Consider the following 20823-nt stretch of genomic DNA (forward strand, 5'->3'; position numbering starts at 1 on the left):
TCGCCGTCGAGGCGTCTCGATCCCGCGTGGCCCGCGATCCTCGTATGCTCCGTGCTCGTGACCCGCGCGCGAGCCGACAACGATCATGAGGTTGAAGCCAAGTACCACGTCAGCGACCTGAGCGAGCTGATCAAGGCGCTCGCCCAGCGGCAGGTGGTGTTGACAGAGCCGTCGGTGCAGGACGACCAGGCGTACGCGCCGGCCGGCTGGTCGTACGGGATGTCGAAGATCGGTGTTCCGTTCGCGCGTCTGCGCACGCAGGAAGGGCGCCATCTGTTCACCGTGAAGAAGCCGATCGACAACGAGATGGCATGTCTGGAGCACGACTGCGTCATCCACGACCGTGACGCGATGCACGCTGCTCTCACCACGATGGGTTGGGTGCCAACCGTGCGAATCGTCAAGCAGCGCCGAACCGGCGTATGGGACGGCGCGACGGTATGCGTGGACGTAGTCGACGGTCTCGGTACCTTCGTCGAGGTGGAGCGTCTGGTTAGCTCGCAGCATTCGGGCGAGCAGGTGCAGCACGGGCTCGATGCGATGATTCGTTCGTTGGGCGTGCCGGTGCTGCGGGTCGTGGACACCTACGACACGTTGATATGGAACCTGGCGAGCGCTGCCGCCAGGATGTCGGCTCCGGTCTGACGTGGTCGATCACGCCTGGCGCCGTCCCGGCTGTGAACTTGGCCGCCACGCCAGATTTGCGGATACACCGGTCACCCTGGGCTGCCGTACCCGTTAATCGGGCGCCCCAACTAGCACTTCGCTACGCGGCCGCCCTCGATGTTGAAGGAAACTGCAGGGGTAACACCGCCAAAGCGGTGGTCGACGTGATGGGAACGAACTGCTCGCCACCCCATCGGGCCTGCCAAACCTCGGTTGCTGATCTGGCCATCGATGCGCTGACACACCCTCTGATCGGGCACGTCAGCCAACTCTTCGTTACGCCGACGCGTTCGATTGTCGTCAGGGGAACTGTAGGAGTGGCACTCCGTAGAGGTCGGCTTGGCGGACGCGCGTCATCGTTGGTTCGACAATCTCCACGATGATCATTTCGGTGAGGAATTGAACGGTCGCGGCGAGCAGGTGGCTGGTGTGGGCGGTGGCGCTGTGTGCTTTCAGGCCGACGGTGAGGTGGATGTGCGGCTCGATGGTGTCGGTGTCGGGGTTGTAGGCGAGGGTGCCGCCGCCGAGGGCTTCGATATTGGTCAGGTGGACTTTGGTCCACACGGGGGCGTCGGGGTTGTCGAGGCGTTCGCAGGTGCCGACGATGTCCGCGGTGGCGAGGCCGGCAATAAACGTGGGGATGTAGCCCTGGCGGATGTTATAGGTGCGGCAGGTGCGGTCGAGGGCGTCGTAGAAGTCTTCCCCGTGGTCGAAGACGGCGACGATGGTACGTCCGGGGACGACTTCGCGGCTGCGCAAGAGGGCTCCTTCAGGCGGTCGGGGCGTTGGTGGCCGGCTGCTGCGGCCATGGCCACGGCTGGCCGGGGTAGGCCACGGCGCGAAGACGCCGCTGCCGTCTCGTGGGCGGTGGCCTGAAGAAGCATGCCAGGGAAGGCCGGGTTCACGAGGCGCAGCCCGCCATCCGCGGTGCTCGGCTCCCTACCCACAGTAGGCGGGAAGCAGACTCGGCGATGACCGTAGACGGTCTCCGAGGCCGACACTGTTCAGAACAGTGCTGGCACGGCAGCAGGCAGCCGCTCGGCAACGGCGCGCGGGCTGACGTTGAGGCAGGCGGCGAGTGCCGCATGGTCGGTGAGCTTCGCCTGGCGCGGCTGGTGTAGGTAGGTGCTGGACACCACCGTAGGCATGAGCGCGGCGCCGGCGTGGAGATAGTCGAAGCGGTAGCCGCTGCCGTTTCTACCGATCCAGCTGTACGCCTGCACGCTCGGGTGCAGGGCCTGGTGGACGTCGGTGAGCTTGACCGCGTCGAGGGCGTCGAGGAACTCGTACTCGAAGGGTCGGAAGCCGGGGTAGCGGGGTTGGTGGTCGCGGCTGATGACGTTGTAGTCCCCGCCGACGACCAGGTGTGCGCGGTCGACGGCGGATAGTCGGGTGAGTGCGTCGGTGACGGTGGTGAGGAAGGCCCGTTTCTTGGCGAGTTTGGCTGGTGCCCGGTCGCTGGAGGGGACGTAGAGGCCGAGGATTGTGACGGCTGGGTAGGTGTCGAGGGTGACGGCGGGGGCGCGGCCGGGCAGGCTGAGTCCGGCGGTGAGTTCTGGGGCGGGCCGGGTCGGGATGCGGCTGGCGATAGCGCAGCCGCGGTCGCCGTCGAGTGAGGGCTGGTGGGTGACGACCATCCCGGCCGCGCGGAGGCCGGTGAGCAGGTGCCGGGTGCCGGGTCCGTTGCTGGTTTCGGTCAGGATGACCAGGTGGTCGTCGCGCTGGAGTAGCCAGGTCAGCAGGTTCTGCGCGCGTGCGAGCGCGGCGGCCTGCACGTTGATCGTCAGGATGGACAGCACGGTGAGCCTCGCTGGTCAGGGGCCGTCGGCGGGTAGCAGGCCGAGGATAGTGTCCACGACCCGCTCGGGTGTGAGGCCGTGGCAGACGACGACGTGTTGGCGCCACTGCTGCCGGTGTAAGTGAGCCGCGGCCTCGCGGTAGAGGGCGAGTTCCTTCTCGGGTGAGCCGGCGAGTTCCAGCCTGGTCAGTTGTTGTCGGGCTGCCAGGCGGGTGCGGATGACCTCTGGGTGGTCTTCGAGGTAGATGACGGTGGCGGGCAGGACGTAGCGGTTGTAGGACCAGATCTCGCCGAGGTCGAGCCCGTCGATGCGTTGCAGCACTAGCGAGGAGGCGACGTACCGGTCGGTGACGACGTGCAGTCCGTCGTCGAGGCGGGGGATGATCTCTGTTTCGATGTGCGCGGCACGGTCGGCGGCCAGGGCCAGGGCCAGGGCCTTGCCGTGTAGGAAGGATTCCTGCCTGCGCAGGAGTTGGCCCAGGGGTGTGCGGGTGGGCTCGCCGGTCAGGTGGACCCCGGCCGATCCGAGTTCGGCGAGACGGTCGGCCAGGAGGCGCGCAATAGTGGTTTTGCCGACTCCGTTGGGCCCTTCGACCGCGATGAACAGACTGCTCACCCCTTCGACGGGGACAGCGGCAGCAAGCTGCGGCCGTTGGGTGCCGTGATGGGGCACTGCTCGGTGTCGACGTCGCCGATGCGGCCACCTGCGGCGATGACCGCGGCGGGGCAGCCCTTGCCGCACTGTCCGGCTATGTCACAAGAGCCGCAGGTCGGGTTGGCGCCGAGTTGGTAGCGGGTGTGGAAGTCGTAGGCGTCGAGGCTGGGGGCGGCCTCCCCGTCGAGGATGTTGCCCGTCAGGAACTCGGTGTCGCGGTGCGTTGAAGCGGGTGTGCGGGCGGCGAAGACCAGGTAGGGGCAGACGGCGACCTGCCCGTCGACGAAGACGTAGATCAGCTTGCCGGCGTCGCAGCCACCCAGCGGCAGGTTGTCGTTGGGGAAGCGAATACGTACGAGGTCGAGTTGGTCAGCGAAACGGTCGGTTACCGCCCGGATCGCGTCCATGGCAGTCGTGGTCGCGGCGAGCTTGCCGCGGCTTTTCACTCCTCGGCCGAAGGAGGAGAGCGGGTTCATCAGGACGTATTCGGCGCCGATATCGACGGCGAAAGCGCACAGGTCGGCGAACTCTTCCGGCGTGGTTAGCGCGTTGGGCGTGGACAGCAGGCCCTTGAGTAAGCCGGCGTCGGCGAACTTGCGGGTGGTCGCGACGGTGGTGTCGAACGACGACCGGTCGCCGCGGAATTTGCCGTGGCTTTCGGGCCGGAATCCGTCGAAGGACACGTTGATGTGTACGTTGCCGAGGGCTGCCAGGGCGTCGATGTCGGCGTCGTGGGTCAGCGTCGCGTTGGTGCAGAGGCCCACCGGTAGTCCTCGGTCGGCTACTGCCTGGCACATGGCGATCAGGTCGGGGTGCACGAAGGGCTCGCCCCCGGTGAGCGTGAGGCGTTCGACGCGGGCGTCCAGCAGCCGCGGCAGCACGCGGGTGGTGAAATCTGCCAGGGACAGGTCGGACCCGGTGGCAGTCGACGAAACGAAGCAGTGGGCGCAGTGCAGGTTGCACCGTTCGGTGACCTGCACCAATGCCTTGCGCCCGTCGCCACCGACGGAGGTGCGGAAATAGCAGGACGAGGCGTGGGTGTCGACGATGAGGCGCTTCACGAGGATCTTCCTGCAGTAGGTGATGGGCGGCTGGTGTTGAGGAGTGGCGGTGCTCCGAGTAGGTCCACTGCGGCCTGGAGTTGCCGGAGGACGACTTGGCTATGGCGTCGATCGATAGAAGCTTGGTAGTGGCCAGCGGCGGCGGTAGTGAGCAGCCACCAGGCTGCCCACACCCGGTGCCAGCCCAGCGCCCATCGGACAGCGGGAAGCCCGCCCCGGTCGGCCTCGGCGTCGGGATGCCCGCCTGCGTCGACGTAGGCCTTGATAAGTCTGGCGAGGAGTCGGGGTTCGGTGGATGTGCGGGTGCCGAACCAGGTGGCCAGGTCGAGGAGGCCCGGTCCGGTGAATGCCTTGGCCCAATCGACGAGGCGGCAGCCGGTGCGGCTGACGTGCAGCGACGTGCGGTGGAACTCGCCGTGACACAGCCCGAACGGTGGCCGCTCGGCACCGTCGGCCCTGTGTTGTGCGGTGGCAGCGAGTCGCTGCAGTACCGCTTCGATCCCTTTCGCGTCGTGGGTGAAGCGCCCTTGTCGACGGAGCTCGTCTAACGCCTCGAGTCCTTGCTCTGGCAGCCGCGCCAGTCCCGCTTCGTCGAAGGTCGGGAGGTTGGGGATGCCGGCAGTGGCGTGAACCCATCGGGCCGTGGCGGCAACCTCTGCGGACGTCGCGGGCCGACGAGGCTTGCCAAGGTCTTCCATCAGCATGCCCACCCCGTCGGGGCGAATCGTGTAGCCGTCCAGCAGCGGGACCGGGGCTTGCCGGCTGTTGAGCCCGCGAAGGACGGTCGCTTCGCCGGTGAACGGCGCGGTGGCGAGCTTGCAGACCAAGCTGCTGCCATCGGGGAAGAACCAGCGCTCGACCGAGGACAACTCCCACTCCTGGATGATGTGTCGCCGCGCGGGTACCCGTCGGGATGCGGCGAGCAGGTCGACTCGGAGTTGGGTGACGATGTGCTCGTCGAGCATGGCGCTGTTCACCGTGCGCCTGCGCGTAGCGCACGAGCCGTGGCGGAATCAAGCGGAGCGCGGGCGACGTCGAGGTGCCCCGACGTGCTGACTGGCTCCCGAGGTGGTGCAGCGCGTTCAAAGGCCCGCACGTGTGGCAGTGACCGATAGAGCACCTCTGCCATGGATGAACTGGCCATGGTGCATGCCCTCCCAAGGGGGTAGTGGACACAGCGGGTCGCGTTGCCGCGTCGCAGCGGCGGCCCTCATCGCCTGCCGAGTTCATGCAGGCGGCGACCCAAGCATCAAATGCTGTTGCTGGCGCTGTCGATAAGGGTTGTCGTCAATCTCCGACAATCCGCCGACATTCATCTTTCACGGATGTTGCTGACGCCGGGAATGTCGGCGGATTGTCAGAACCGCTTGGCAGGGCTAGCCGACATTGATCGATTTCGTCTTAGGTCGCTCTATGCCGGCGTCATCGCCGCTGCTGCTGCGCTGTACTCACCAGCCAGCGACACCAACTCACCAAGGGAAGGTTCGCCGTGCCTGTTGCCAGGAGGGTCATGCCTCTGCTGATCACGCCGCTGGTGGCGCATTTGGCCATCGCGCCGCAGCCGCTGGTATCGACCGGCCGGCAACTCTCCGCCGGCCGGCCCGTCAACGAGCAAGCGCTTGCTACGGCGGCCCTGTCGGCGACCGGGCGGCGCTCGCCGCGCGACAGGGCGTGGAGCGGGCGCGGCTGCGGGACCGCATCCACGGGCAGCCAGGCGGCGGTGTGAGCGCCTCCAACGGTGGTGCGATGCGGGTGCCGCAGGTCAGAGTGGGCCGCCGGTTGGCGGATATGCCGGTGCGGTGGAAAGCCGCGCTGATCGTGCTGCCGACGGTGCTGGTCGCGGTGGTGTCGGCGGGTTTCGGGTTGTGGTCCTCGGTGGGGGAGGCGCAGGCCGCCGAGGGTGCCGGGGACTTGTTCTCCGCCGGCGCGTCGGCGACCGAGGTGACGCAACGTCTGCAGGCTGAGCGGATTGCCGCGGTGGGTCTGTTGCTGCCGGGGTCGACGGTTAAACCCGCGGAGTTCGAGCGGGCCGTGCAGGGCACCGATGAGGCGATCTCCCGGTTCCGGGTGCTGCGAGGAGAACTCGACGACGCGCCCGGGGGTGTCCGTGGAGTTCTGTCCCGCGCTGACGCGGGGTTGGCGGACGTGCAGGCGCAGCGGCAGCGGGTGCGCGGAGACGCCCCAGCGGCGTTGTCCGCGGTCGCGTTTGGCTACCGGATCGTCATCGCCGATCTCGGTGAGCTGCTGTTGGCGGTGGCGCAGAGCGGTGTGCAGCCGCAGCTCGCGGACGAGATGCGAGCGTCAGCGGCGGTGTCACGCGCCCGTGAGGCCGTGGGCCAGCAGCAGGTGGCGGTGTTGCAGGCGGTGGCCGCGCGGCGGTTGACCCCGGCGCTGCACGCGGAAGTCGTAGCCGCCCGATCCGGCCAGGACCAGGCGTTGCGCGAGTTCGACGCGCTGGCGCGCTCCTCGTGGAGGGCGCGGTTAGGGCGCACATTGACCGGCGGGGACGTCCTCGCCGCGGTGCGGCTGGATGGGCTGGTGTCCGGCACTGGGGTCTATGAGCCGGTGCGGTTGCCGGGCGGCGCCGGGCAATGGAGCCGGGTGATGACCACGCGGGCGGACCTGTTGGCCCAGGTGCAGGCAGCGGTGAACGCTGACATCGCGGCTGCCGCGGATGACCTGTGGATGGACGAGGTCCGCGCGGCGGCGGTGCAAGCCGCGGTGTTGCTGGTGATGTTGCTGGTCGCCGGGCTGACGGCGGTGCGGGTGGCCCGGTCTTTGGTCGCGCAGTTGTCGTCGCTGGAGCAGGGCGCCCGCCGGGTCGCGGACGTGGAACTGCCGGCCCTGGTGGCGCGGTTGCGGGCGACCTCGGATCCGGCGGCAGCGACACGGTTGGCCGAGGACGCCGGTGGGGTGGCGGTGCCCGTTGTCGGCCGCGACGAGGTCGGCCAGGTCGCGGACGCGTTCAACCAGGTGCTGGATGTGGCGGTGGGCGCGACGGTGGGGCAGGCACGGGCACGTGCCCAGGTCACCGCCATGATCACGGCGGTTGGCCGACGCCTGCAGACCTTGACTGACCACCTACTGGGCAGCATCGATCGTCTTGAGCGCGACGAGGAAAACCCCGAACGGCTGGAGATGGTGTTCGCCGTGGACGAGCAGGCCACCCAGCTGCGCCGCTACGGGTCGAATCTATTGATCGTCGCCGGCGGCGGCCCGGTCCAATCACAGCCAGATCCGGTGGTGCTCGCCGACCTGGTCAACGCCGCCTTGTCCGAGATCGAGGGCTTCGCTCGAATCACCACAGAGCAGTTGGTTGAGGTCGAGATAGACGTCCGCGCCGTCGGCGCCGTCAAGTCGATCCTCGCGGAGCTGATGGACAACGCCACCCGGTTCTCCGCTGACCAGGTGCGCGTGTTGGCGGGGTGGTCCGGGCATGACGTGCAGATCCTCATCGTTGACACCGGCCTCGGGATGAGCCCGGAGCAGTTCCAGCGCGCCAACACGCTGCTGGCGAGCTCCGAGATCGAGGTGACGGTCGCCAACCAGATGGGGCTGATCGTGACCTCCCGTCTGGCGGTGGAGTTCGGAGTGCGGGTGCGGCTGCGCGCTACCCAGCCGACCGGCGTCACCGCCGAAGTTCTGGTGCCGGCTGAGTACGTCACCCGGGTGCACGTGCGCGAGATCGTCGTGCCCGGTCACATTGAACGGTCGTCCCGGCGGATTCCCGCGCCGGTCCCTGACGCGGTCGCGGAACCGTGGGCGGGCACTGGCTGGACTGCTCCGACCCAGCAGACCCCAATGGTGCCGGCGCCATCGTCACCTCCACGCACGGACGTAACGATGGAACTGCCGCCCGTGCCTCAGCAACGGGGCCCATTGCCATTGCCGGTGGGTGCGCCTCGACCGCCGGACCCGCCGATGTTTCAGGAGATGGCAGCCCGGTCGCCGTGGTTGTGGCCGTCTCGCGGCGACGGGCGTGGTTTCAGCACCGACGCCGACGCGGGCTGGCGGGCGGCGGCGTCCGCCGCCGAACCAGCCACCGAGGGACGCACCACCTCTGGTCTTCCTAAACGGCGCCCCCAGGCGCACGTCATCCAGGGTCTGCCAACACAGCGGACCTCCTCGGAGCCTGACGTGCAGATCGACCCGGCGGCAATCCGGGCGCAGGTCCGCGGCGCGATGAGCGGCTTGCGAGCCGCGCCGTCCATCCCTCCCTTTTCGACAGGAGAACGCCGATGAGCACCGTCGCTACTACCCGCATTGGGCAGTTGTCCACCGTTTTGAACAATCTGGCCAACCAGATACCCGCAGTGGCTCACGTCGTCGCGGTATCCGGCGACGGGCTGCTGCTGGCCAGCACCGATGCTCTGGACAAGGACCGAGGTGATCAGCTCGCGGCGATCGTGTCCGGCCTGGTCAGTCTGGCGCGCGGGGCCACCGACCTGCTGCAGAGCGGCGGTGTGCAGTTCCAGATGCTGATGATGCGCGACGGGATCCTCGTCGTGCAGCAGGTGCCCGATGGGTCGTCTTTGGCGGCGTTAGCCCGCAATGACTGCGACCAGTCGCAGGTCGCCTTCGAACTGGCCACCATGGCGGCGCGCATCGGCGAAGCGGTCCGGCCAGGGCCGCGAACGGCCGGCTGAGCCGTGTGCGGGCGGCGATGAGCATGAGTGCGGACTCGGGCGTGGTGGGGCGTGCGGCCTCGATGGTCAAGGTGCTGGTGACCGGCGGCGCGGGTGTGGGCAAGTCCTGCTTCCTGCGGGCCGCTGGCCGGTCGACGCTGCCCGGACAGCCGGGCGCGGTCGGAGAGATCGGCTACGCCACCCTGCCCACCGGCGTCACCGTCGTCCTGCACGTGACGCCGGAGCTGCGGCGCTGGTGGTGGATGTGGGACCACCTCGCTCTCGGCGCCGCTGGCGCGATCGTGCTGGTCGACACCACCCGCCTGCCGGTGTCCTACCCGGCGATGGACTACCTCGACGCCCGTGACCTGCCATACCTGGTCGCGATCAACCGGCCGCTCGGCGGCACCCGCAACCGCCGCGAGATCCGCGATGCCCTACAGGTCAGCGCGCAGGTGCCGGTCCTGACCTGCGACGCCACGGAACCCGACTCCGTCCTGGCCGTCCTGCGCCGCCTGGCCAGCCCTGGCGTACCACCCCAGCACCATGCACGGCCCTCGCACCATCCCCTCAGAACGGAAGGACGTCGACTCTCGTGACTCCTCAACCAACCGGCCGCCGGCACCATCGCTGGCGAGCGGCAACCGCCGCCATCGCTGCCACCACCCTGCTCGTCGTCGCCGGCTGCGCTGGATCGAGTCTCAGCGACGCGGACACTAGCGCCACGGAGATCCGCATCGGCTTGATCGTGCCCAAAACGGGCGACTACAAGTCGATCGGTGAGGATCAGGCCGCGGGGTGGCGGTTGGCCCTGGAGAAGCTGGGCGGCAAGCTCGGCGGTCGCCCGGTGCGGGTGATCGAGGCCGACGAGGGTGACGGCAAGGCCACCGCCCTCGCGTCGGCGCGCAAGCTGATCGAGCAGGACAAAGTCCTCGCCCTCGTTGGCGGGGGGACCGCCGACACGGTGCAGACTTTGTACCCGCTGTTGAACGAGTCCAAGGTGCCGCTGATCGGCATGGGTGGGCGGCCGTCGACGATCACTGATCCTACCTATCTGTGGTCGACGTCGTGGCTGAGCCAGGAAACCGGTGCGTCGATAGCCGGCTACCTGCGCACGGTGGTGGGCGATGGTCGCGTGTGGGTGATCGGCCCGGACTACATCGGCGGTCGGGATCAGATCGGTGGTTTCGTCACCGCTTTCCGCGCAGCGGGTGGGCAACTGGCGAATCCGAGCGGGGAGCCGACGTGGACGCCGTGGGCGCCGGCGCCGACGACCGAGTTCTCGCCGTACCTGACGAAGATCAAGGAGGCGAAGCCGGCGGCGGTCTACACCTTCTACGCCGGTAAGTCCGCGATCGAGTTCGTCAAGCAGTACCGCCAGTACGGCATCACCACGCCGCTGTACGCCTCAGGCTTCCTGACCGAAGGCGCGTCACTGGAGGCGTTGAAGGATCAGGCCAAGGGCATCTACACCGCCCTGAACTACTCGCCGACGCTTGACAACGCGGCCAACAGAGACTTCGTGAGCCGGTTCACCGCAGGTAACGACGGGAAGCTGCCGAACGCTTACCACGTCTGCGCGTGGGACGCGGCGCTCGTGTTGGACAGGGCCATCTCCGAAGCGCTCGCCCAGCCCGATGTCCCCGCGACTACACCCACCGCCACCGCACCGGCCTCCGGCAGCCCTGCACCGAGCAGCAGCCCGGCGGTCAGCAGCCCGGCCGCGTCGTCGGCCGCCGCAAGTGGGGCGGCCACCGGGCTGACCTCACAAACGCTCACCGCGGCGCTGCCCCGGGTGGGGTCGATCGATTCGCCGCGGGGCGCCTGGCAGTTCGGGCCGACGAACCACACCCCCGTGCAGGCGTACTACCTGCGGGAGGTGGCCCAGGACGGGCAGGTGTGGGTCAACCGCACCGTGCAGACGCTGACCACCCTCGGCTCCTGATACCGGAAGGCACAGACACCATGACCAAGACGACGACCGGTGAACGAGCCGGGTACATGTTCAACAACGCCACCCCGGAAGCTCGCAACCAGCTACGTCACCTCGCCCAGATCCTCGACCCCGACACCGAAAGGGCCCTGTTCGAACTCGGGATCGGATCGGGCTGGCAGGTCACGGAGATCGGCGCCGGGGCGGGCACGCTGACGACCTGGCTGGCCGACCAGGTCGGCCCGGACGGGCACGTCACCGCCGTGGACGTCGACCCCCGGTACATCCCCCAGGGGCCCAACGTCACCATCCGGGCCGGCGACATCCGCGAGATCGAGCTGCCGGCGGGGTCGCAGCAGGTAATCGTCGCCCGCCTGGTGCTGATGCACCTGCCCGAGCGTGAGCAGGTTCTCGCCGACCTGACGCGCGCTCTCGCCCCGGGCGGCGCGATGGTGGTGGCGGACTGGGACTGCACCTGGCGGGACATGATCCGCCGCAGCCCCAGCCCGCGGGCGACTGAGCTGATCGAGCGGTTCCAGGACGCCCTGCTCGCCTACGGCGAATCCCGCGGGGCGGACATGGGCTGGGCGAAGCGGGCGCCGGAGGTGATGCTGCGCCTCGGCCTGGTCTCTGTCGTGAGCCGCATCGAGTCCCGCTCGTGGCGCGGCGGCACCGGCATCTGCCGGCTGCACCACTCCAACTCCATCCAGCGCGAAGCCGAACTGATCGACGGCGGCATGAGCCGCGACGACCTGGCCGAGTTGCGGCAGGTGCTGAGGGACCCGCAGCTGATGCTGTCGGGCTACCTGATGCACACCACTATCGGCCGGCGCCTCGCCTCCGCCTGACCGACGTCCGAAAGGAGGAGTGCCGTGGGCCTGAGCGGGCTGGTCAACCCCTACACGATCACCGCGCTGGACGGGATCGCGTACGGACTGCTGCTGTTCGTCATCGCCGCCGGACTCACGCTGATCTTCGGCGTGGCCGGGGTGTTCTCGATGGCCCACGGCACCCTCTACCTCGCTGGCGCCTATCTTGCCTGGTACCTGGCCGACGGCGGTTGGGCCGGCCTCGGCCTGGCCCTCGCCGCCGCCGTCCTGGTCGGCGCGCTCGGGGGAGCGGGCCTCGCCGCCGCCGTGCGCCCCCTCACGGACCGGCCGCTGGACCAGGTGCTCGCCACCCTCGGGGTCGCGTACATCGCCGCCGACGGGTTCAGCACCGTGTTCGGCGCCGAACCGCGCTCCGTCGACCCGCCCCGGGCGGTCGCTGGGTCGGTCAGCTTCGGCGAGTACCAGTACCCGGTCTACCGGCTGGGGTTCATCGCGGTCGCCGCGCTGATCGTGGTTCTGCTGATCTGGCTTGTCGAGCGTTCCCGCGCCGGGGCGGTCGTGCGGGCCGTGGTCGCCGACCCCGGCATGGCCGCCGCCACCGGACTACCCACCCGCACGACCCGAGCTGCCGTGCTGGTCGGTGGGGGAGTCCTCGCGGTCACCGCCGGTGTGCTCGGCGCCCCAGTCATCGGCCCGGCCCCCGGCGTGGACATCGCGATCCTGGTCTACTCGCTGATCGTCTGCGTTGTCGGCGGCCTCGGCAGCATTCGCGGTGCCCTACTCGCCGCCCTCGGCGTCGGCCAAATCCTCACGCTTGGCGTCGCTCTCGTCCCCGGCGCTGCCGCGTTTGTCCTTGCCACCGCGATGCTGGTCGCTCTCACCGTCCGGCGCCGCCCTTCGCTTGCGGGACGGCCCGCGTGACCACCACCCTCACACCCGCCCCCAATACCGCCACGACCCAACACCGAAAGGCCAGCCGGGCGGCGGGCCTCATACCCATCGCCTCGGGGATCGTCGTCGTGGCGGCAGTGGCGCTGCCGTGGATGGTCAACGCCTACCTCGTCTCGCTCGCCGCCACCGCGCTGGTGATGGCGGTACTCGCGATGAGCGCGCAGCTGCTGGTCGGGTTGGCCGGACAGCCGCCACTCGGGCAGGCCGCGTACCTCGTCGTCGGGGCCTACACCGCCGCTACCCTCGCCACGCTGACCAACCTCGGTCCAATCCTGTTGCTCGCGGCGACCGCCGCTGGGGCCGTCGCCGCCGCAGTGACCGGCCTGCTCGCGGTACGCGTCCGAGACACCACCTTCCTCATGGTCACGTTCGGCATCGGTGAACTCGTGCACGCCGTCGCCGGCCAGTGGGGGCCGGGCGGCAGCGAAGGCACCCACATACCACCGGTGGTAGCGCTGCCCGGCCTGGCACCGATGGTCCGACCCGGCTGGGTCTACCTGTACGTCCTCGCGTGCACCCTGATCATCGGTGCCGCCGTCATCGTCCTCACCCGCACCCGCTTCGCCCTGCTCCTGCGCGCCATCGCCGCCCACGAGCCCCGCGTGCAGGCCACCGGCCACCACACCAGCCGACTCCTGCTCGCCGCCTACACCCTCGCCGGAGCGATCGCCGGAGCGGCCGGCGCGCTGCTCGTCGCGGTGACCCGCTACGTCTCACCCGCCGACGCCGCCATGGGAATCTCCGCCCTCGCCCTCGCGGCCGCGCTCATCGGCTCCCGCAGCATGATCGGCGCCTGCGCCGCCGCGGTCCTCCTGGTGGCCACCCGGGACTGGGTCGGCGGGCTGCTCAGCGGCCACGGCAGCACCCTGCTCGGCGTCTGCTTCCTCGTCCTGGCCTACCTGCCTCGACACCGAATGGCCGGCCTCACCCTCCGCCGCGGTCGGGAGCTGCCATGAGCGCGCCGCTGCTGCGACTGGACACCGTCAGCCGCGCCTACGGCGCCCGCCGAGCCGTCGACGAGGTCAGCCTCGACCTGCATCCGGGGGCCCGGCACGCACTCATCGGACCCAATGGCGCCGGCAAGAGCACCCTGCTGCACCTGATCGCCGGCACCCTGCGACCCACCTCGGGGCGCATCCACTACGCCGGACACGACATCCACCGCTGGCCGGCGCACCGCCGCGCCCGCGCCGGAATCGCCCGCACCTGGCAACATCCCGCGCTCGCCCGCCCCCTGACCGTCGCGCAGAACGTGCTCCTCGCCGTGCCCGGGCAACACCTGGCCGCGCTGCGCTTGCGGCCCCGCGCGTCAGCGGCGGCCCTGGACGCCCTGGCCCAGGTCGGGCTGGCCGAGCACGCCCACTGGCCCACCAGCCAACTCTCATACGGCGACCAACGCCGCCTCGAAGTCGCCGTCGCCCTGGCCGCCCAGCCCCGACTGCTCCTGCTCGACGAACCCTCCGCCGGCCTCGCCGCCACCGAGGTCACCCGCCTCGCCGAGCTGATCCGCGCACTGCCCACCGACATCGCCGTGCTGCTGGTCGATCACAACCTCGACTTCGTCGCCGCGGTCGCCGACACCGTCACCGTCCTGAACCACGGCCAACACCTCACCACCGGCACCCCCACAGAGGTGCGCGCGCACCCAGACGTGCGCCGCGTGTACCTCGCCCAGGCAGACCCCACCAACTACGGGCCCACAACGCCGGTGGCCACCACCGACCCGTCCACGGCTGCGCCGCCGGTCCTGCGGGTGCGCAACCTGCGAGCCGGGCACCACGGCGCACCTGTGCTCACCGGCGTCACCCTCGACGTGCAGGCCGGCAGGGTGAGCGCCGTCGTCGGCCGCAACGGCGCCGGCAAGACCACTCTGATCAACACCATCGCGGGCCTGCACCCCGCCCTGTCAGGCACTGAAATCGTCCTCAACGACCAGCTGGTGACCGGCCTTCCTGCCCGCCGCCGCTGCCGCGCCGGCATCGGCCTCGTTCCGCAAGGACGCCGCCTGTTCGCTGGCCTCACCGTCGCCGAGCACCTCGCGCTGCCCCGGCCGCACCCCGGCCGCACGCGCACCATCACCGCACGGCAGATCCTCGACCTGTTCCCGGCGCTGGCCGAGCGCCGTCACCACCAGCCCCACCAACTCTCCGGCGGCGAACAGCAAATGCTCGCCTTGGCCCGCGCCCTGCTCGCCGGGCCGCAGGTGCTGCTACTCGACGAACCCTCCGAAGGCCTCGCCCCCGCCATCATCGGCCAACTCGCCACCATCATCACCAGCCTCGCCGCGACCGGCAGCGCAGTCCTGATCGCCGAGCAGAACCTCGCGCTCGCCCTCGACATCGCCCACGACGTCGCCGTCCTCGACCGGGGCGGCATCGCCCTGCACGCCCCCGCAGCAGACCTGCGTACCGACCCCACCCAGCTACACGACGTGCTTGCCATACCCACGGGAACCACACGATGACCACCACCGCCACCCTCCGCAGCCCAGCGAAGCGACCTCCGCACCGCGCTCGCACCCCTGCACCTGGCGGGTCCGGCACCACCAGGTGCAGGGCCACCGCCCGAGGCATCCACCGCGGGCGGCGGCGGGTGGTCGGCGTCGCCGACCCGGACGGCGTCGCCGACCACCCGCCCACCGCTGCCCAGGTATGGGCGGTGACACCGTGAACGAGGACGACACCAGCCTCTGGCTGCTCACCGACCTGGCCCTCTGCACCACCTGCGAGCAGTACCTCCAGCCCTACGCCGCCGCCCCCCGTCGCCGGTTCTACGTCTGCTTCTGCCCCCCGGTCCTGTACGACGCGGCCCACCTGGAAGCACTCGTCGTCGGCTGCGCCGCCGCCTATGACCGACGCACCGCGGCCACCCGACCAATCATCACCTACCAGCGATGGCAGGAGTCCACCCGAGCCGACCTACGCCAACACCTGATCCGGCTCGTCGAGCAGGCCCTCGTCTACAGCCCCGAATCCGTCGAACTGCGCTGGACCCACAGCGGCACCAGCGTCCTCGCGAACCGTGGTTGAACCTAGGAGGAACCGATGACGTCCACCCACCACCGCAACCAGATACGCAGCAGCACGCCGCCCCGAGACCCCACGAAGGTGTTCGACCCGATCACGACACGTGAATTCGCGCGCATCGGAGTCCACACCGGGCAGCGAGCTCTCGATGTCGGCGCTGGAGCCGGTTCGCTCACGCGCCACCTCGCCGGCCTGGTCGGACCGTCGGGTTGCGTCGTCGCCCTAGACAGCGACGCGAAACTGCTCGACCCCACCGCGATCGTCCACGTCTACGAACGCGACCTGCGCCACGGGCTGCAACTACCCGCCGAAACCGCGCCGTTCGACCTGATCAACGCGCGCTGCGCGCTGGCGCCGCTTGCCAACCGAACCGACCTGCTCGACGAGATGATCTCCCTACTGAAGCCGGGCGGATGGCTCGTCCTCGGCGACATCGTCGACGCCCAGATGTGGGTGCACCGCGCCCCCTCCCCCGAAGACGCGGAACTCCTCGCCACCGTTGTGCACCGCGTCCTCGACCTCCTCGCCAGCCAGAGCGTCGACCTGCACTGGGGCGACAGGGCCGCCTCCCTGCTGCTGCATTCCGGGATGAACCACGTGCACGCCCGCACCACCGCCCGCACCTGGACTGGCGGCGGCCCCGGCTGCCAGCTCTACGCCGACAACGTCCACCAGCTGACAGACCAACTCCTTCACGACGGCGCGACGGCCGAAGACCTCGATCGTTTCGCCGAGCTGATGGCCGACCCGATGGTGGTGCTGCGCTCCTACCAGTTCACCTCCACCATCGCCCAAGCCCCCCCGACCGCCAGCGCTGCCGAGGACGAGACCCCATCGCCGGGCTGCCGTGTCACGCACACCGACGCGACCGGCACTTGACCGGCGAGTCAGGCGGCAGCAGCTCCCCGCCAAACATCGACCAATGGTCGCCCGCCCATCAAGGGGAGGCGGCGGCGACCGACGTGGCCGGCGGCGACCAGCCCCCACTGCCGTCGCCGGCCACACCAACCCCGCAGACCCACCCCTGCCTAATGCCGAACATGATCGGGAGCCAGAACGGACATGCCAACGCGGACGCCGATGCCCCGAACCCATCAACCGGCGCGCGGAGCACGCCAGACGCCCGCGCGCGCGGCGATCGACCACGCCGCAGCGCGGCAGACGCTCGGCGACCTCACGGACGCCTACCAATGGGCCGTCTACGCCCGCACGCTCGCCCACCACGGCACGTCCGCAGCCGAGCAACTCGACGCGGCGATGCTGCTGGCACCCCTTGCCGCGTTGACCGGACAGGCCGACCAGGCCGCCGCCACCTACGGCGACCTGGTCGACCTCGCCACCACCGAACTCGGCGCCAGCCACGAGCGGACCCTGCACGCCCGCGCCGGCCTGGCAGCCGCCCACCACCGCATCGGCCGGTGTGAGAAAGCAATCCGGGACCTCGCCGACGTCTACACCACCGCCGATCGCCGCCACGGACCCGAAGCACCCGTCACCCTGAAAGCGCTCACCCAGCTCGCGTGCCTCTACCACGACTGCGGATCACCCGACATCTCGCAACGCTGCCTCAGGGTCGCCGCGACCATCGCCGCTCGCTACCTGACGATCGGCGACCCTCTTCGCACCCACATCAGCGACATCACGCGAACGCCGGCCAGCGAAAACCACCGCGCCGTCTGCACGCAGCTCACGCCGTCATGGCCGGTACCGGCCACCTCACTGGCCGCATAGCGACCTGGTCAACAAAGGGGAATGCACCATGCCGACGCGGTCCCTGCCAGTTGCTCCGTGGACGCCGGCGCTCGTCACCAAGGCGGTGGCCGCGACGCTGACGCGTGCCGCCGAGCACGGCCTGCGTCCTGCGGTCAAGGAGGTCGCCAGCGAATGCGGCGTGTCACGGCGCACCATCGACGAATGGGTGGCACGGGCACGAGCGGTGCCATCCGCCCCGGTCCCGCCAGGGCTGACGGCCTGCCATCTCTGCGCCAACCGCATGATCCTGGTGCACCTCCCTAAAGGCCCGCAGGTCTACCTGTGCATGCCATCCTGCGGACGGGCACCCGTCCCGGCGCAGGCGCTGCGCGACGCGGTCGCCCAGGCGGTGCTCCACCGTGCCCCGCACCTCGTGCCCCCCGGCAAGACCGAATTCGCCGCCGCGTATGCCCCCGGTGGCCTGCACCGTGTCGCGGTCGGGGCTGATCACACCGATCTGCACATGACGTGGCGGTCTCACCCGCGCCAGCTCGTCGGACCGCGGATGTCCATGGCACAACGCCTCACTTACGCCCGGGCCCGCGCTGATCACGGTGAGCACGCGCGCGCCATTCAGGTCCTGCACACCGGGCTGCTGCTCACCGATCCCTCCGACGACGTCGGCGCCTTGGACGTCGCCACCGCGCTCGCCGCCGCACTGCTCGCGGAGTTGACCGTCGTCCACGCTGACCCCAGCACCGCGCTGCCCTGGGCCGGGTGGGCGCACCGCAGCCTGTACCGCCTGCTCGGCACCTCCTCGCCGGAAACCGACTCGGCCCTGCGGATCCTCGCCATCGCACACTGCCGGACCGGCAACCTCACCGACGCCGCGAACTGCTACGGCGAGCTCATCCGCCACCACAGCAAGGCCGAAGGCACTCGGGCGCTACGCACCCTTGCCGCCCAAGCGGCCCTCGCCCTCGTCCTCTATCAGGACGGGCGCTGCATCCAAGCGCGTCAACTCCTTGCCCGCACCGCCGCCGACCACCATGCCGCGCACCCAGGTCACCGCGACGGCCCGCGCCTGCGCCACGAACTCGCCCGCATGCGCGCCGGTTGTGTTGACCAAGGCCACGCCCATCCGGTCGGAACCGACGACCCCTCACACGATCTTCAGACCGCACTCACCGATAGGAGCCCGTCAGCATGACCGACGACACCAGCCACACCGCTGCGACCGACGGCACCGACCCGTCGGCCGGCGGGGCAGCAACGGCGCATGGCAGCACGCAGAACTCGCACCCGGCTGTTGCGCGACCAACTCGACCGAGTCCAGGTCAGCGCCGGGCAGCGGGTCCTGACCTCACCCGAGCCGCCGACCTGCCGACCTGCGACACGCCCGTCAGGTCCAGGCCATCGCCCGGTGACCGCTATCCGGTCCTACGCGGCGGGCAGATCTGACCGGATGGTGAGAGGCAGTCGTTCCGGTGACGAGTCGATGGCGGACAGGCGGCGCCGCATCTACACGACGCTGCTCGACGACCCCACGCGGACGTGGACCGTGCGGGAGCTAGCCGACACGGTGAACAGCGTTTCCGAAGGCACCGTCCGCGACACCTTCAACGTGCTGCTCGCCAATGGGCACCTGCGGGAGGTGCCGCGCCAGCGTTCCCTGACGGCCATGCTCACCGACCGCGGCCAACAGGCCCTCACCAGGCTGCTCCGCTGTGCCACCTAGCCCCTACAGGCCAACGAAACAGACCGAGCGACCTTCGCGCCCTCGCGTCCGACCGACCACACCAACGCGGGGCCGCGTCAACGCCGAGGCGGGCCTGCGCCAGTCCTCTGACCACTTACCTCCAGCGAGGAATCATCACCACGATGCCCATGCCCCGACGGACTAGTCTTGCCCTCCTGGTGACTGCGAGCGCTCTCGGAGTCCTGCTCACTGCCTGCCAATCAAGTACCCCCGCTGGGCAGACCCACCCGCAATCTGCGTCCAGAACACCACGGCAGCAGAGCACCACAACACCTCCGGCGGCCGCCACCGATCCCGGCCTCACCCCGCACGAACGCCTGATGACCCTCGCGGGGAACGTCGGCAGTACACCCGCCGACGCCGCCACTGGCCTGCCCTACACCTACGTGCACACCCAGTCGTGGACCCGCGTCACGAAGAAGATCGCCCGCATCGACCTCCAGCGCTGGCGCCGCGACGCCGACGACTCCGGCCGCGAGGTGACCCGCCGGCTTCCCGACGTGCCTGGCCTCGCCCACCGCCCGACCCAGGCCGAGCGCGACCGCTTCGCATCAGCCCGAAAGACGATCACCCCATACCTAGCGGGCGACCTCAAGGCGTACGTTGCGGAACCGCTGCCCACCGACGCCACCGTGCTCGCCAGCGTGCTGGCCCCACGCGAGCTGGCCGGGGAGCCGGCCTACCCGCGAATCCTCGTCCACGGTGTCATCGGCCTCGCTACCCATCAATACCTGAACCAGGATCAGCGCCGGACCACTCTGCGCGTCCTCGCGGCCGTACCGAACATCGCCTATCAAGGCGAGCAAACAGACTTCGCTGGACGGACCGGGCTCGGCTTCACGGTGACCGCGGACGGCTCCACGACGCAGCTCATCATCAACCCCGGCACCGGAGAAATCCTCTCCGCGCAGGAGCAAGTGGCCGGCGCACGGTCGGGCCTGTTCTCCTGCGTGCTGATCCTCGCCCGCGGCTACGCAGCCAACGACACCCAATCACCTTCCACCCAAAACCTGAGGTAGGCAGCTACTGACCGGCCCCTGCCCACCGAGCAACATCGATCGGACTCGAGGTAGCGCTCAGGTCGCAGGTTCCTTCCTCAGCGTGCATCCAGCCGTCGATACATCCCCGGCGGGTACAAGTCGCTTTGGAGAGCCATTTCAAGATTGGCGAGGGTTCGAAGATCGGCGTAACGGTCACCGTTCAAAACCGAGCCGATGGTGGGATGGCTCACCCCTGCCAGCTTGGCCAGCTCCCGGTTGCTGATGGGCCGTCGCCGCATCGCGACTGCCAGCCGACGCGCGACCTCTTGGGCATAGTGGGCGCTGGCAGGGGCATCGGCCTGCAGGACTGCCTCCGGCCAATGACCGTCCCGGACGTACGTCTTCGGCGCCGATTCACCGTGGCTCCGCGCCACTTCCACCCCTCGCTTAGCCGGCGATGCGTTCCAGCAAGGGTGTGGACCGCAGTTCGACGAGGCTGACTCGACACGCGTGGTAATTTCATCTACCAGGAACGCGGGCGGCGTGGCGAGCAGAAGTCGACGGGACCAGATGCGCACGAGTGTGGACTGGTCTCGAAGTGAGCGCTCGGGCGTCGCTGGTCGCACAGTCGACGAGCTCGCCCGACTGTGGTCGATTTGGCGTGGGTGCGTCATTCAGGCCGAAGATCGCTCACGGGGAGTGTCTGGTGCGTCGCCTATGGTTGTCGCGACGTGTCGGGCGCGAACTCGGCGTTGTTCTCGACTCGCGCGCGGTGGCGGTCCATGCCCGCTGCGCAGTCACGTGTGCACATTGCGCGATCGTTGGGTGCCGATGTGTGCTGTGGATG

At 69.5% G+C, this 20823-nt stretch carries 22 protein-coding genes; 16 read left to right on the forward strand and 6 right to left on the reverse strand.

Going from position 1 to position 20823, the window contains the following annotated elements; translation table 11 throughout:
• Positions 1-57: 57 nt before the first annotated feature.
• Entirely contained in the window at positions 58-645 is a 588-nt protein-coding gene (locus ACGFIQ_RS25340) for a class IV adenylate cyclase (protein ID WP_393247573.1), read from the forward strand.
• 321 nt (positions 646-966) lie between these two features.
• Here the strand turns inward: ACGFIQ_RS25340 and ACGFIQ_RS25345 are convergent, their stop codons facing one another.
• The 5 genes from ACGFIQ_RS25345 to ACGFIQ_RS25365 form a co-directional block, all read right to left on the reverse strand.
• The gene (locus ACGFIQ_RS25345; RefSeq protein ID WP_393247575.1) at positions 967-1425 is read right to left on the reverse strand and encodes a PPC domain-containing DNA-binding protein; all 459 of its coding nucleotides are present in this window, start codon (positions 1423-1425) and stop codon (positions 967-969) included.
• A gap of 245 nt (positions 1426-1670) precedes the next feature.
• Entirely contained in the window at positions 1671-2465 is a 795-nt protein-coding gene (locus ACGFIQ_RS25350; protein WP_393247577.1) for an endonuclease/exonuclease/phosphatase family protein, read from the reverse strand.
• A gap of 15 nt (positions 2466-2480) precedes the next feature.
• The gene (gene tmk / locus ACGFIQ_RS25355; protein ID WP_393247579.1) at positions 2481-3080 is read right to left on the reverse strand and encodes a dTMP kinase; all 600 of its coding nucleotides are present in this window, start codon (positions 3078-3080) and stop codon (positions 2481-2483) included.
• A complete protein-coding gene (locus ACGFIQ_RS25360; RefSeq protein ID WP_393247582.1) occupies positions 3077-4180 on the reverse strand; it encodes a radical SAM protein in 1104 nt (367 codons plus the stop codon). Before ACGFIQ_RS25360 ends, tmk begins: the two co-directional genes overlap by 4 nt.
• The gene (locus ACGFIQ_RS25365) at positions 4177-5145 is read right to left on the reverse strand and encodes an aminoglycoside phosphotransferase (RefSeq protein WP_393247584.1); all 969 of its coding nucleotides are present in this window, start codon (positions 5143-5145) and stop codon (positions 4177-4179) included. Before ACGFIQ_RS25365 ends, ACGFIQ_RS25360 begins: the two co-directional genes overlap by 4 nt.
• A 545-nt stretch (positions 5146-5690) precedes the next feature.
• Between ACGFIQ_RS25365 and ACGFIQ_RS25370 the strand changes: the two genes are divergently transcribed.
• The 15 genes from ACGFIQ_RS25370 (at position 5691) to ACGFIQ_RS25440 (ending at position 20015) form a co-directional block, all read left to right on the forward strand.
• Complete coding sequence (locus tag ACGFIQ_RS25370) at positions 5691-5906, forward strand: hypothetical protein (protein WP_393247586.1); 216 nt, start codon at positions 5691-5693, stop codon at positions 5904-5906.
• 20 nt (positions 5907-5926) lie between these two features.
• Positions 5927-8422: a nitrate- and nitrite sensing domain-containing protein gene (locus ACGFIQ_RS25375; protein WP_393247588.1), complete on the forward strand. Its 2496-nt coding sequence runs from the start codon at positions 5927-5929 to the stop codon at positions 8420-8422.
• Complete coding sequence (locus ACGFIQ_RS25380) at positions 8419-8826, forward strand: roadblock/LC7 domain-containing protein (RefSeq protein WP_393247590.1); 408 nt, start codon at positions 8419-8421, stop codon at positions 8824-8826. The genes ACGFIQ_RS25375 and ACGFIQ_RS25380 overlap by 4 nt, the downstream gene beginning before the upstream one ends.
• Before the next feature lie 23 nt (positions 8827-8849).
• Positions 8850-9404 (forward strand): hypothetical protein, encoded by a 555-nt coding sequence (locus tag ACGFIQ_RS25385; RefSeq protein WP_393247592.1) that lies wholly within the window; start codon positions 8850-8852, stop codon positions 9402-9404.
• The gene (locus ACGFIQ_RS25390) at positions 9401-10750 is read left to right on the forward strand and encodes an ABC transporter substrate-binding protein (RefSeq protein WP_393247594.1); all 1350 of its coding nucleotides are present in this window, start codon (positions 9401-9403) and stop codon (positions 10748-10750) included. Before ACGFIQ_RS25385 ends, ACGFIQ_RS25390 begins: the two co-directional genes overlap by 4 nt.
• A 20-nt stretch (positions 10751-10770) precedes the next feature.
• Complete coding sequence (locus ACGFIQ_RS25395) at positions 10771-11586, forward strand: class I SAM-dependent methyltransferase (RefSeq protein WP_393247596.1); 816 nt, start codon at positions 10771-10773, stop codon at positions 11584-11586.
• Positions 11587-11610: 24 nt separating this feature from the next.
• Positions 11611-12489 (forward strand): branched-chain amino acid ABC transporter permease, encoded by an 879-nt coding sequence (locus tag ACGFIQ_RS25400; RefSeq protein ID WP_393247598.1) that lies wholly within the window; start codon positions 11611-11613, stop codon positions 12487-12489.
• On the forward strand, positions 12486-13475 hold the full coding sequence (locus ACGFIQ_RS25405) for a branched-chain amino acid ABC transporter permease (RefSeq protein WP_393247600.1): 990 nt from the start codon (positions 12486-12488) through the stop codon (positions 13473-13475). Before ACGFIQ_RS25400 ends, ACGFIQ_RS25405 begins: the two co-directional genes overlap by 4 nt.
• Positions 13472-14983 carry an ATP-binding cassette domain-containing protein gene (locus ACGFIQ_RS25410; protein ID WP_393247602.1) on the forward strand — a complete coding sequence of 504 codons (1512 nt, stop codon included), beginning with the start codon at positions 13472-13474 and terminating at the stop codon, positions 14981-14983. Before ACGFIQ_RS25405 ends, ACGFIQ_RS25410 begins: the two co-directional genes overlap by 4 nt.
• A gap of 202 nt (positions 14984-15185) precedes the next feature.
• Entirely contained in the window at positions 15186-15548 is a 363-nt protein-coding gene (locus tag ACGFIQ_RS25415) for a hypothetical protein (RefSeq protein ID WP_393247604.1), read from the forward strand.
• 15 nt (positions 15549-15563) lie between these two features.
• Positions 15564-16424, forward strand: coding sequence for a methyltransferase domain-containing protein (locus ACGFIQ_RS25420; RefSeq protein ID WP_393247607.1), 861 nt, complete (start codon positions 15564-15566; stop codon positions 16422-16424).
• 201 nt (positions 16425-16625) lie between these two features.
• Positions 16626-17276: a hypothetical protein gene (locus ACGFIQ_RS25425; protein WP_393247609.1), complete on the forward strand. Its 651-nt coding sequence runs from the start codon at positions 16626-16628 to the stop codon at positions 17274-17276.
• 28 nt (positions 17277-17304) lie between these two features.
• Positions 17305-18447 carry a hypothetical protein gene (locus ACGFIQ_RS25430; protein ID WP_393247611.1) on the forward strand — a complete coding sequence of 381 codons (1143 nt, stop codon included), beginning with the start codon at positions 17305-17307 and terminating at the stop codon, positions 18445-18447.
• Between the two features lie 288 nt (positions 18448-18735).
• Positions 18736-18975: a hypothetical protein gene (locus tag ACGFIQ_RS25435; RefSeq protein ID WP_393247613.1), complete on the forward strand. Its 240-nt coding sequence runs from the start codon at positions 18736-18738 to the stop codon at positions 18973-18975.
• A gap of 341 nt (positions 18976-19316) precedes the next feature.
• Positions 19317-20015, forward strand: a complete 699-nt coding sequence (locus tag ACGFIQ_RS25440) for a hypothetical protein (RefSeq protein WP_393247615.1) — start codon at positions 19317-19319, stop codon at positions 20013-20015.
• A gap of 77 nt (positions 20016-20092) precedes the next feature.
• Here ACGFIQ_RS25440 and ACGFIQ_RS25445 read toward each other — a convergent pair whose 3' ends face one another.
• A complete protein-coding gene (locus tag ACGFIQ_RS25445) occupies positions 20093-20410 on the reverse strand; it encodes a helix-turn-helix domain-containing protein (RefSeq protein ID WP_393247617.1) in 318 nt (105 codons plus the stop codon).
• Between the last annotated feature and the right edge of the window lie 413 nt (positions 20411-20823).

Origin of the sequence: Micromonospora sp. NPDC048898 (genome assembly GCF_043198035.1) — a bacterium.
Taxonomy (GTDB): domain Bacteria; phylum Actinomycetota; class Actinomycetes; order Mycobacteriales; family Micromonosporaceae; genus Micromonospora.

Coding starts and splice junctions, on each gene's coding strand:
- ACGFIQ_RS25425 (WP_393247609.1), top strand. CDS start 16,626: ATGCCCCGAACCCATCAACCGGCGCGCGGAGCACGCCAGACGCCCGCG.
- ACGFIQ_RS25365 (WP_393247584.1), bottom strand. CDS start 5,145: ATGCTCGACGAGCACATCGTCACCCAACTCCGAGTCGACCTGCTCGCC.
- ACGFIQ_RS25370 (WP_393247586.1), top strand. CDS start 5,691: ATGCCTCTGCTGATCACGCCGCTGGTGGCGCATTTGGCCATCGCGCCG.
- ACGFIQ_RS25410 (WP_393247602.1), top strand. CDS start 13,472: ATGAGCGCGCCGCTGCTGCGACTGGACACCGTCAGCCGCGCCTACGGC.
- ACGFIQ_RS25385 (WP_393247592.1), top strand. CDS start 8,850: ATGAGTGCGGACTCGGGCGTGGTGGGGCGTGCGGCCTCGATGGTCAAG.
- ACGFIQ_RS25435 (WP_393247613.1), top strand. CDS start 18,736: ATGGCGGACAGGCGGCGCCGCATCTACACGACGCTGCTCGACGACCCC.
- ACGFIQ_RS25395 (WP_393247596.1), top strand. CDS start 10,771: ATGACCAAGACGACGACCGGTGAACGAGCCGGGTACATGTTCAACAAC.
- ACGFIQ_RS25375 (WP_393247588.1), top strand. CDS start 5,927: ATGCGGGTGCCGCAGGTCAGAGTGGGCCGCCGGTTGGCGGATATGCCG.
- ACGFIQ_RS25440 (WP_393247615.1), top strand. CDS start 19,317: ATGACCCTCGCGGGGAACGTCGGCAGTACACCCGCCGACGCCGCCACT.
- ACGFIQ_RS25380 (WP_393247590.1), top strand. CDS start 8,419: ATGAGCACCGTCGCTACTACCCGCATTGGGCAGTTGTCCACCGTTTTG.
- ACGFIQ_RS25420 (WP_393247607.1), top strand. CDS start 15,564: ATGACGTCCACCCACCACCGCAACCAGATACGCAGCAGCACGCCGCCC.
- ACGFIQ_RS25430 (WP_393247611.1), top strand. CDS start 17,305: ATGCCGACGCGGTCCCTGCCAGTTGCTCCGTGGACGCCGGCGCTCGTC.